This is a genomic window from Gillisella vitis (assembly GCF_001541345.2).
Lineage (GTDB): Bacteria > Pseudomonadota > Alphaproteobacteria > Rhizobiales > Rhizobiaceae > Allorhizobium > Allorhizobium vitis.
Genome location: NZ_LMVL02000007.1, coordinates 188,056 through 199,919 on the forward strand (window position 1 = coordinate 188,056; position 11,864 = coordinate 199,919).

General features: G+C 57.0%; 9 protein-coding genes. 1 reads left to right on the plus strand and 8 read right to left on the minus strand.

Annotated features, from left to right (window positions below):
- Window positions 1–239: 239 nt before the first annotated feature.
- From ASB66_RS21910 to ASB66_RS21945, 8 genes are all read right to left on the minus strand, one after another.
- Window positions 240–2,042: an NAD(P)/FAD-dependent oxidoreductase gene (locus tag ASB66_RS21910; protein ID WP_060716978.1), complete on the minus strand. Its 1,803-nt coding sequence runs from the start codon at window positions 2,040–2,042 to the stop codon at window positions 240–242.
- Window positions 2,043–2,134: 92 nt separating this feature from the next.
- The gene (locus ASB66_RS21915) at window positions 2,135–3,208 is read right to left on the minus strand and encodes a 2,3-butanediol dehydrogenase (protein WP_060716927.1); all 1,074 of its coding nucleotides are present in this window, start codon (window positions 3,206–3,208) and stop codon (window positions 2,135–2,137) included.
- 164 nt (window positions 3,209–3,372) lie between these two features.
- Complete coding sequence (locus ASB66_RS21920) at window positions 3,373–5,259, minus strand: sigma-54-dependent Fis family transcriptional regulator (protein WP_060716977.1); 1,887 nt, start codon at window positions 5,257–5,259, stop codon at window positions 3,373–3,375.
- A gap of 329 nt (window positions 5,260–5,588) precedes the next feature.
- The gene (locus tag ASB66_RS21925; RefSeq protein ID WP_060716926.1) at window positions 5,589–6,674 is read right to left on the minus strand and encodes an ABC transporter ATP-binding protein; all 1,086 of its coding nucleotides are present in this window, start codon (window positions 6,672–6,674) and stop codon (window positions 5,589–5,591) included.
- Window positions 6,675–6,701: 27 nt separating this feature from the next.
- Complete coding sequence (locus tag ASB66_RS21930; RefSeq protein WP_060716925.1) at window positions 6,702–7,547, minus strand: ABC transporter permease; 846 nt, start codon at window positions 7,545–7,547, stop codon at window positions 6,702–6,704.
- Window positions 7,548–7,550: 3 nt separating this feature from the next.
- On the minus strand, window positions 7,551–8,420 hold the full coding sequence (locus ASB66_RS21935; RefSeq protein WP_060716924.1) for an ABC transporter permease: 870 nt from the start codon (window positions 8,418–8,420) through the stop codon (window positions 7,551–7,553).
- A 28-nt stretch (window positions 8,421–8,448) separates the two neighbouring features.
- Window positions 8,449–9,744, minus strand: a complete 1,296-nt coding sequence (locus ASB66_RS21940; RefSeq protein ID WP_234613901.1) for an ABC transporter substrate-binding protein — start codon at window positions 9,742–9,744, stop codon at window positions 8,449–8,451.
- Window positions 9,745–9,837: 93 nt separating this feature from the next.
- Window positions 9,838–10,341 (minus strand): flavin reductase family protein, encoded by a 504-nt coding sequence (locus ASB66_RS21945; RefSeq protein ID WP_060716922.1) that lies wholly within the window; start codon window positions 10,339–10,341, stop codon window positions 9,838–9,840.
- A 213-nt stretch (window positions 10,342–10,554) separates the two neighbouring features.
- Between ASB66_RS21945 and ASB66_RS21950 the strand changes: the two genes are divergently transcribed.
- Window positions 10,555–11,859, plus strand: a complete 1,305-nt coding sequence (locus ASB66_RS21950; protein WP_234613899.1) for an amidase — start codon at window positions 10,555–10,557, stop codon at window positions 11,857–11,859.
- Window positions 11,860–11,864 lie beyond the last annotated feature (5 nt).

Sequence of the window (11,864 nt, forward strand, 5' to 3'; positions counted from 1 at the left end):
TGGCGTGCGATCCGTGTGACGATGGTCACGGCATAAAGATGTGAAACAGCACACATGGTTGGCATCGTTTGAAAAGATAATAGGCAACTGATTTTACTTGCAAAATTGCAACGAAAGCGCTGCGTCATCGGCTCCGCCCGCCACCCTACCCGATCTCTATTTCATTTCCGCAAATCACGACCTTACAAGACCAATCATAGAGAGGGGCACCAGTCAGGCTGGCGCCCCCCCCATGGGCTTTACGACAGATGATGCGGTCTGGTCATGCCATAGACGGGCGTGTCGATACCGACCTGACGAGCTTTCAGCTGCAGTGACAGATATTGCGAATAGTGCCTTGACTGGTGCAGGTTGCCGCCGTGGAACCACAATGCGTCCTGTTGCGTCGGCTTCCACATGTTGCGCTGTTCTCCCTCCCAGGGACCGGGATCCTTGGTCGTATCGGAGCCGAGCCCCCAACATTTGCCGACCTTGTCAGCGACGTCGCGCGAAATGAGATCGGCCGCCCAACCATTCATCGAGCCATAGCCAGTGGCATAGACCACGAGATCCGCTGGCAACTGCGTGCCATCCTTCAATACGACAGCGTTTTCAGTCAGATGCGAGACGTCCACGCCGGATTTGAGCTTGATCGAGCCGTCAATCACCAGATCACAGGCGCCGACATCAATGTAATAACCTGATCCGCGCCGCAGATATTTCATGAACAGGCCAGATTCGTCGTCGCCGAAATCCAGCATGAAACCAGCATCTTTCAGCGCCTCATAAAAATCCGCATCCTGTTCACGAATCCTGTTGTAAATCGGGATCTGGAACTCATGCATGATCCGGTAGGGCAGGGACGCAAAAATCAGGTCGGCCTTACGCGTGGTCATGCCGCCCTGAACCGCCCTCTCCGAATAGAGATCACCGAGACCGATCTCCATCAGTGAACCGGATTTGACAATATGGGTGGATGATCGTTGCAGCATGGTGACATCGGCACCGGCTTCCCAGAGCGCTGCGCAGATATCGTGGGCGGAATTGTTGGAGCCAATCACCACCACTTGTTTGCCGGCATAAGCGTCCGGCCCCGGATGCTGCGAGGAATGCTGCTGTTCGCCCTTGAACAGATCCTGACCGGGGAATTTTGGCACATTCGCCTTGCCCGACATGCCCGTCGCCAGCACCAGCTGCTTCGGCTTGAGCACGACCTCCTTGCCAGCGCGGTCGACAATGACTGTCCATTCGTTTGTCACTTCATCGAATTGCGCCGACTTGCAGGTCGTGGACCCCCAGTAGTTCAACTCCATGACCTTGGTGTACATTTCCAGCCAGTCGCCGACTTTGTCCTTTGGGGTGAAGACAGGCCAGTTTTCCGGGAAGGGAATGTAAGGCAAGTGATCGTACCAGACGGGGTCGTGCAGGCAGAGCGACTTGTAGCGCTTGCGCCAGCTATCGCCCGGGCGCTCGTTCTTCTCGATGATGATTGTCGGCACACCCAGCTGGCGAAGCCGCGCGCCAAGTGCAATGCCTCCCTGGCCGCCACCGATGATAACGACATAGGGTTGCACCGAATAGCCCAGCTCGGCGGTCTCGGTCTCGCGTTTTTCTTTCCAGGTCATGCGGTTGCGATCATGGCCATGCTCTGCCCCCATCGGGCGGCGGGTGCCTTTCGGCTCTTCATGGCCCTTCAATTCGGACATGGTGGTCAAAAGGGTCCAGATCCGCCCATCCTTCAGGCGGATATGTCCGTAACCGCGTGCGACGCCTGTTTCGAACTCGAACCAGCCGTCAGTGATCCCACCAGCATCAGCGGCGGGCTCTTTCGAATCCTGCACGAAATTCGAGGGTGTGATGGCGGCGAGCTGGCTCTTCAGCATCTCTCGGATCTGCTCGTGACCCTCGAGTGTCTTAAGGTTCCAGGTGAATGTCACCAGATCGCGCCAATAGCAATCAGTCTGAAACAAATTGACGGCGGCATTGATGTCGCCGCTTTCAAGCGCTTTGCCGAGCTTCGACAAAGCCGTGTCTATCTTGGTGGCTGGGCTGATATCAAGCATGGTCTTCTCCTCCATGAGTGCTTGTGTCTCGGGTCATGAGGCGCCCCTCCAGGCGCCCTTTGAACCGGTATGGGTTGCGCCTGCCGAGACGCCTATTTTGAAAGATCGATCAGGATCTTGAGTTGGGCTCCAGCCGGGTCGAGCAGGACGTCGAAGCCTTCCTTGACAGCCGTGTCGAGTGTCACACGCTTGGTGACGATCTTCATTGCCGGCAGCTGACCGGAAGCAATCAGCCTGATGACGCGTGGCCAGTAGTGTGTCGGGTAGGCCCAGGATCCTTTGATTTCCAGATCTTTGAATGTCACCTGGAACCAGTCGATCGGATTTTCATGCGGATGCAGCCCGGTCTGGACCACGACGCCCTGTTTGCGCACGGCGTCGACGCAGGCCTTCAGTGCATGTTCGTTGCCCACGCATTCGATGGCGACATCGCAGCCTACTTGGCCTTCCGTCTGCAGGCGGACGACATCGCCGACATTGTCGCGCTGCGGGTTGATCGTGATGACATCGGGCAACACAGCTTTCGCAAGCTCGAGCCTGGAGTCATTGAGATCAGACACGAAAAGCTGGGTGGCACCTGCCGCGCGCGCGGCGAGCAGCGTCAGCATGCCGATGGGACCGGCGCCAGTCACCAGCACGCTGCTGCCGGCCGTTACACCGCCGCGATCGCAGGCATAGACGGCAACCGCCGTCGGCTCGACCAGGGCTGCCTCTTCATCAGACATCTCGTCCGGGATTTTCTGAACATTGTAGTCGTTGACGAGCGCTGCTTCGGCCATGCCGCCGCCATCCCAGCTCAAGCCCACCAGCGCTAACTGCGTGCTTAAGTGGAAAAGGCCGCGATCGGCGAAATAGTCGCCGGACCTTGGCATAACGAGGGGCTGGATGGATACGCGGTCGCCAACAACGACGGACGTAACGCCCTCGCCAATCGCTTCGACGACGCCGCCGAATTCATGGCCGAGCACTTGCGGTCCATGGGCGCCGGTGAAGGGGTGTGGCTCGGTCGGGATGAAGATCGGGCCGTAGCTGTATTCGTGAAGATCCGTGCCGCAAATCCCGACGAAGCGATTACGGACCAGAACCTGGCCCTGTCCCGGCTGCATCGGCTCGGCAATGTCGTCAAGTCGCAAATCCTTGGCTGCATGAAATCTGAGCGCGCGCATGTTTCCTCCCTTGGATGCTATTCATGCCAAGAGAAGAGCAATGCCCGTGCCAGTGGCTCCTGACAGGGCGAATGGCTGGAATTACTTAGTTTTTGAGCCGGGACGGGCTTCGCTGCGCCACAGCTGTGGCGCGACAGGTGTGGCGCGTGCCACAGTGCGGATGTTCAATGCGGCCTGTCTATGCCAAACCTGCGCATACGGCGATGCATGGTGGTACGATCAATGCCGAGGCGGCGCGCTGCCTCGGAAATATTGCCATGGCAGGCAGCGAGCACAGCGCGAAGTTCGGCTTCAGGGCTGTCGTCGCCAGGCAGCTGCACACTGCCAGCCAAGTGTTCTGGAAGGTCCGTTACCTCAATCAGCCCATCGTCGCACAGCGCTGCGGCGAAGGCGATCGCATTGTCCAGCTCGCGGATATTGCCTGGCCAGCGATGATTGAGGATCAAAAGGCGGGCAGTGTCTGAAAGCCTGAGCGATCGGTCGGCCGGAGCATGTTTTTCGAGCAACTTGTCGAGCAGCCACGACAGATCGCCGCGCTCGCAAAGCCGTGGAAGGGAGAGTACGGCCGCATTCAGCCTGTAATAGAGGTCCCGCCGGAATGCACCGGTTGCGACCATGTCGGCCAAAGACCGATGCGACGCAGACACGACGCGAAATTTCACCTTGCGCGCCACTGAACCGCCGACAGGCAATACCTCGCCCTCGGCCAGAACCCTGAGCAACCTGCTTTGCGCGGCGTATGGCATGTCGCCAATTTCGTCTAGGAACAGGGTTCCGCCCACCGCTTCCTCGACCAACCCCTTTCGTCCCTTGGCAAGGGCGCCGGTGAAGGCGCCTGGTGCATAGCCGAACAATTCGCTTTCGATCAGCTGTTCAGGGATTGCTGCGCAATTGACCGCAACGAAGCGGCCTGACAACCCGCTCACCTCGTGGATAATGCGTGCCAGATATTCCTTGCCGGTTCCGGTCTCGCCCTGAAGCAGGATCGGTAGTGCGCTCGGTGCGAGCTTGGCGATTTTGCGGCGAAGGCTGTCCATGATTTCGACACTGCCGCCGAGCAGGCTCATGGCTGGCGGCGACCGATGAGATCGAACGAGCGGCGCCCCGGCCACGCGCTGTTGCGGCTCGATCGCATGGGCAAACAGGACCGACCCATCGCGCACGCCAATCCGCCGGTCTTGCGGCAGGCTGGCGCGTGTCAGCGAAGCGAGCTCGTCCAAGCCAGCCTCGAAAAAATCCGCGACCGGCTGGCCAAGCAAAAGCTCGGGCTGACGCCAGTCGATTCCACGCGAGGCAGCAAGAAGCCGCGCGCCACCATGTGTCATGCCGGTAATGCGGCCGGAGCCATCGACGGAAATCGCCGCTTCCGGATCAACATCGAGAAATTCCGGCGCGCCAGCAAAGCGCAGCACCAGGTCGTGTCGACTGTTCGCCATGAGATTGGCGAGCTCGATGCGCCGCACGGTCGAGGAGACAAGATGACGCGCCATGTTCTGGCTCGTCTTCAAGATGGGTGAACTCAGGAGCGAAATATCGAGGACCGCTGCCAACGTGCCTTGCGTGTCATAGATCGGTGCGGCGGTGCAGGAGAGTGGTGTATGGGTGATGTCAAAATGGTCGGTCTGATGGATCGTCAGAGCCTCGCCGGTGGCCAGGCAGGCGCCAACGGCGCACGTGCCAGCGCGAGGCTCGGACCATTCCGAGCCGAGATAGAGCCCAGCCTTTCGCAGGTTGTTGTTGAAGGAGGGATCGCCAAGAAATTCGACGGTCACGCCCTGCCGGTCGGAGAGGAGAAGAACATAATTCTGCTCGGCAACCTGCCGATAGAGCCGCTCAAGCCCCGAGCGTGCAATATGCACGAGGTCCTCCGCCTGCTGGCGATGTTCGCGTAGGCGTGTTTGAGAGACGATGACCGCCTCACGCGCTTGCGCCGGATCGAGCTGATAGGTCTCCAGGCATCGCCGCCAGGATTCCACGACAATAGCGTCGCGGCCCGTATTGCTTCCCTGCCCGACGCGCTCGATTTCCTTGACGTGATCGGCAAATCCCATGAAATCACCGGCTCTTGAAAAGCCGCCTCCCGTGATTTTTAAGGAGATCATAGCGCCAATTGCCAGAAGTGCCTAATGCTTCAACACATCTTGTCCGCCATATTTAAAGATTGTCGGACAGGCGTCTTTCGCGGAAAAAAATGGCTAACAATGGCAGACTAGCAACTGTCTTCAAGTTGGACTTTTGTGGCTTCACGCGAAGCCGTTTTGAGGGCTTGTGAAACAGCATCGAAGAGTGAGACGGTTAACAATGGCAACAGATCGGCAAATGCGAACTTTTCATCATTCCAGTCATCGGATGCCGACATTTTGAAATCAGCAAAAAATAATCAAGCGATTGCGTAACCCACAGTTTCCAGATCCCATTCATCTTTCTCGGACCATGACACGCTGACCCGATCACCGATGTCGTGACTAAAGGCGAAATAATCGTCATCGCTGACTATCACGGAGATCGATTGCTTGTCGGCTGTCATTAAAGACAGACGGCCCATTGCGCCCTGATATTCGGCTCCGACCACCTCGGCGATGGTGTGTCTGCCATCCTCAGATCCTGCGATTCGGCATTTGTCCGCCCGCACGCAAAATTGCCGCCCGCCGAAATTCAAAACATTATGTCCGCCGATGAAACGCGCGACAAAGGCATTGTGGGGCCGGGCAAAGACCTCGCGGGCAGGGCCTGCCTGCATGATCGTGCCGCCATTCATCACCACGATCATGTCCGACAAGGCCATGGCCTCTTCCTGGCTATGGGTGACATGGATGAAAGTAATGCCCAGCTCTCGTTGGATGCGCTTCAATTCCGAGCGCATGGTGATGCGTAAGAACGGATCCAGCGCTGACAATGGCTCATCCAGCAGCAATACTTTTGGTCTGGTTATCAGCGAGCGCGCAAGGGCGACGCGCTGCTGCTGGCCACCGGATAATTGGGCAGGAAGTCGTTCTGCCAATGCTTCCATCTGCACCAGCCCCAGATAATCCATCGCCTGACGCCGTCGCTCAACCTTGGCCACACCTTTGAGCTTCAGGGAAAATGCCACGTTATCAACCACGCTGAGATGGGGGAACAGCGCATAATTCTGAAACATCATTGATGTGCCGCGCTGAACGGCGGGGGCCAGCGTGATATTGCGGTCCTGTACCAGAATATCACCTTCGCTGACAATTTCATGCCCGGCAATCATCCGCAAGGTCGTGGTTTTTCCGCAGCCACTTGGCCCCAGCAAACAGCAATAACTGGCTGACGGAATCCGCAGCGAAATGGTATTCACTGCGGTGCTGGAACCATAACGTTTGGTCACGGCCACCAGCTCAACATCATTATGGTGGGCTGAAAGTGAAGGGGCGGTTTTCTGGATCAAATTCTTCGCAACGCTATCCGTCGGAGCCGTTGTCAGCTGTGTTTCATGTCTCATTATCACATCCTCATGGAGTGGGTCGCATCAATGCGGTTGCAATCTTGACTGTTGCCGTTTGACCAGCAGCATTGCCAGAAGCAGCATGGCGATGACGAGAATGAAGGATACCGCTGTCGTCAGCGTACCGATGGCAAACAACACCGGTGACGTGGCCGCCGTCAGCAATCCAGTGATTTCCATGGGCATGGTATTGCCCGAGCCAACGTTGAGCGAGGTGCGTGCCAGTTCTTCGTAGGAGGACGTAAAACCTGCCATGAGGATTCCGATCACGCCGGGGAGAATGATTGGCAGGATCACCTGGCTGAAGCGCTGCCAGCTGGTGGCACCAAGATCCGTTGCGGCCTCTTCATAGGACCGATTGAAACGTCCCATCACGATGAACATGATCAACAGGCCAAAAGGCAGTGACCAGGTAAGTTGAGCGCCGATACCCGAAGAGTACCACTGGATCTTATAGCCCAGCAGGTGGAAGGCCAGCGCGATGCCAAAGCCGACAAAAATCCCCGGCAGCACCATGGCTGCTATCGCTGAGTAAAACACTAGATTGGCCCCGGGAAACTTTCGCCGATAAGCCATGCCTGCCGCCACCGAGATCGTCATGGTTAGCGCCGCCACAATGGCGGCAAGGCGCATGGACCGCAGAAAAGCCTCATGCAGATCGCCAACCCCTTCGCCGCCCGTGCCGCCCAGCAACACCTGAAACCAGTGGAAGGAAAAGCCGACCATGGGAAAGCTCATGCCACCACTTGGCCCCTGAAAGGACAGGATAAACACGCACAGCATCGGCCCATAGAGAAAGGCGAGATAGAGCGCAAAAATGCCGAATAACAGATAGAAGGAAGCAGGCCTTGGTTGTCCACGCTCGCGCATCACTCACTCCTGATTGGCCAGTTCTTTACGGATATCGACAACGCGCAGCAGAGAGGCGACGAAGCCGAGCACGATGACCAGCATCACCACCGATTTTGCCGCAGCCGGTGGATATTGAAATGCGTTCAGCTCGGTGGCTATGGCCCCGACCGCCGTGTTGATCTGACCACCGCCCATCTGCTTGACGATGAAGAAATCACCCATCACCGCTGTCACAATAAAGATTGAACCTATGGCGATGCCGGGTTTGATCAGCGGAATAATCACCAGACGAATGATCTGTCCTTCGCGTGCTCCCTGATCACGAGCGGCATGCAGGAGATTTTTATCAATCTTGGCCATGGAATTGGCGATCGGCCCCAACATGGCCAGCGTCAGCACGTTGACGTAGACGACGATGACGGAAAATTCAGAATAGAGCAGCCAGGAGAGCGGCTGCTCGATGATATGCAGATGCAGCAAGACCTGATTGACCAGTCCTTCGCGCCCCAAAAGCGGCACCCAGGACACCATGCGAATTGGACCCGATGTCCAGAACGGTATGGCGCAGGCCGCAATGCACAGCGCCCGCACGATGGGGCTGCGAACATGAAACATCAGGTAATAGGCGATGGTAAAGCCGAGAAACAGCGTGATGGCCCAAACAATCGCCAGGAATTTGAAGGTTTGAAGATACAGCCTGAGCGTCAGTTCCGAGGTGAAAATATCGAGATAATTTTCCCAGATAAATTCCGGGATTACCTCGGCAAAACCGTAATCCATGAAACTGACAACAAGGATCATCGCCAGCGGCAGGATCACGAAACACACCAGAACCAGCGCCATCGGCGCGATTTGCACAAGCGATACCCGCTTTGCCGAGGAGAGTGACATCGAAAATGTCCTTGATTGGAATGAAATCTTACGCGGCGATGAAATCCTGCCAGCGGCGCACCAGATAGCGATCCTCATCCATCAGTGTATTCCAGATGCCGATATTGCCCATGCGATCCCAGAGCGAGCCACCGTCGCGCACGGCACCCGGCTTTTCCATCACCTTGCCAAAAGGGTTGAGAATAGGTTCGGACGCGGGCTTGCCCTCATACCAATAGCCATATTCATTGGCGCTCATCAGCGGCTTCACATTTTCAGGCACGGTGTTGTAAAAGCCTTGGCGGGAAATGAAGGCACCGGCCCAGCCGGAATTGTACCAGTTCATATATTCAATGGCGCACTCGCGCTTCAGCCCGGTCAGGTGCTGCATCTGGAACATCATGATGTACCAGCCGCGATGACCCTCTTTCAGCGGTTGGAATGTACAGGGAATACCGCGCGTGCGTACTTCTGTCACAGCAGGCGACCACATGGATTGCAGCACCACTTCGCCGGAGGCCATCAGTTGCACGGATTGATCGAAATTCAGCCAGAAGGACCGGAATTGCCCGGCTTTTTTATATTCGATCAGTTTTTTGATGGTTTTGTCGATTTCGCTGCGGGTCATATTGCCCTTGTCAACATAGGAGACCTCGCCCAGCGCAGAGAGCGCCATGGCGGCATCCGGCAGGCCGACATTGACACCTTCCTGGAGCGCCACATGGCCCTTGAAGGCAGGATCCAGCAGGCGTGCCCAACTGTCAATCTTGGTGGTGCCAATCAGATCAGGGCGCACGCCCAGCGTATCCGCATTATAATAGAGCGGAATGCCCACCAGCCATTCTGTCGGTGTCATTGAATAGGCGCTGGCGGTCTTATCGGCGTAATATTGCGCCTTGATCGGTGCAAATCCTTCCAGCGAGGCCATTTTCCCATTGGGGTATTTGCCCGTCTGGAACAGGGAAATGGTCTTGTCCCACCACTTGTATTCCTTAGTAGTGATCGGCTGAACAATATTTCGGCCAAGGAGATAGCGCACCGAGGTGTTGGCAAGGTCGGCGACATCCATTGATTCCGGCTGGGTCAGCATTCGGTTCATCTGAGTGGCGACGTCAGCCGTCTGCATTTCAATGGTAAAGCCGAGATCCTTGCTGGCCTGTTCCTGAATGTTTTTGATGGTGGAATAGGACTGGCCGACATGGACCAGCTTGACGTCCTTGATATTCTGCGCCCAGATTGTTGGAAATCCCGATATGGCGCCGGACCCTGCGGCCATGCCGCCCACCGCTGCCGCGCCTTTGATCAATCCGCGCCGTGTTATCCCCTTGCGCTTTTGGTTGCTCATCTGATGCTCCATACGCCGGCTTTTGCCGTGCTTCTGTTCCCGTTTTTATGATCAGTACGAACTATACTTGGTGCCTCGCACCTCATGAAAATCTCACTCAGCGGGTGTCATATCCGGCTCGACCAGCACCTGCCGATAGCGGCCATCCAGATAGACCAATGGTGCATCGGTACTGTCCCAAAGCTCTGTTGCGACGATGTCAGCGATGAAGATCGTATGGGTGGCGTAGGAGAGCGCGTGGCGCACCTCGCAATCGAAACTGGCCAGTGAGTCAACAAGGGCGGGTGCACCGGTCTTCAGCACCTGCCATTCACCACGCAAAAACCGCTTGTCCCGGTCAATGGCGCTGGAAAAGCTGGCGGCAATCGGCTGGGCGCTTTCCGACAGGATGTTGACGCAGTAGATGCCGGAGCGCTCGATATGCCCATGCGCCGAGGCATTCTTGTTGACGCAGATCAGCAGCGACGGTGGATCACCGCTGACGGAGTTGACCGCCGTTGCCACCAATCCGTGGCGCGCACCGTCAGAGAGTGTGGTGATCAGTGACACGCCAGAGGCCAGACGGCGCATGCCAAGCTTGAAGCGGGCAATATCCATGGTTTTCCATCTCCGTTTCATGCTGTTTTGATGGTTCTTGCCAAAACACACGTTAAAAATGCGCATCAGTCTTCGGTGGAAACTATGTTGCCCGAGAGTGCAGACGCCAAATGACCATTTCTCAGCCGCGTCGTGAGAAAATCTGCCGTGTCATAGAACAAGAGTACCGGTAACCTGCGCGCCACGATCGCACCCACCAAAAAGGACATGGGAATGACATTGCCTTATCAATTGGATGCCTGCACGCTCACGACCCTCACCCACGGTGGGCAGCTCTCGGTCACCGACATCGCAACGTCGATTATTCGCCGCATTGAAGAGCGCGACAGTGCCGTGCGTGCCTATGCTCACTTTGATCCCGCCCAGGTTCTGGCCGCCGCACAGCAACTTGATGCAGCAGCCCATAAAGGGCCGCTGCATGGCGTACCCATCGCCATCAAGGACGTTATCAACACCAAGGATATGCCGACGCAGCACAATTCAGCCCGCTATCAGGGACACCAGCCGGGAATGGATGCCGCCTGCGTCGATACCCTGCGCCAAGCCGGAGCGCTGTTGATCGGCAAGACGGTCACGACCGAATTTGCCACAACAAACCGGGGAAGCGTGACACGCAATCCGCACGATCTGGCATGCACGCCCGGCGGCTCCTCCAGTGGATCGGGTGCAGCGGTTGCCGATTTTCAGGCAACGCTGGCGCTTGGCACCCAGACGGGAGGCTCCACCATACGACCCGCGTCTTTTTGCGGGATTTACGGCTTCAAACCAACCTGGAATGCAATCAGCCGGGAAGGGTTGAAAATGTATTCCGCCACCTGCGATACCCTTGGCCTCTATGCCCGCTCGGCCAATGACCTTGCCCTTCTAGCCGATGTGTTTGCACTGGATGCCCCGGAAACGACGCTTGCCGATGACCTCGCCGGAAAGCGAGTTGGTGTCTGCTTGTCGCCCGCCTGGCCAAAAGCAGAGGCTGCTACGCAACAGGCGATGAGCATTGCAATTGACGCTCTGAAACAGGCGGGGGCCGTGGTCTCGGATGTTGTCTTGCCCGCGATGTTTGATGGCATTCTGACCGCCCACCATATCATCTTGCGCCGGGAGGGGCGCGCAGCCTTCCTCAATGAAGCCTATGGAACACCCGATCTTCACGATGAGCTGAAAGCCATGGTTGAAAATCGCGAGGCGATCACCCCGTCTCAGGCCCGGGGTGCTTATCGGCTTGCCGATCAATGCCGCGCCGCATTTGAGGATATTGCGGCATCCTTTGATGTGATCCTCACACCGAGTTCCACGGGCGAAGCACCCAAGGGTATTGAGACAACCGGAGATGCGATATTCAATTCGATATGGACGCTGATGCAAGTGCCTGTCGTCAATGTTCCCGGCCTATACGGGCCAAATGGCAGGCCCGTCGGAGTGTCCCTGACCGCGCAGCGCTATCAGGATAGAAAGGTGATTGCCTATGCTGGTTTGTTGGGTGCAGCCCTGCAAAACCGACAGAGCATGGCGGCCGAATAACATGA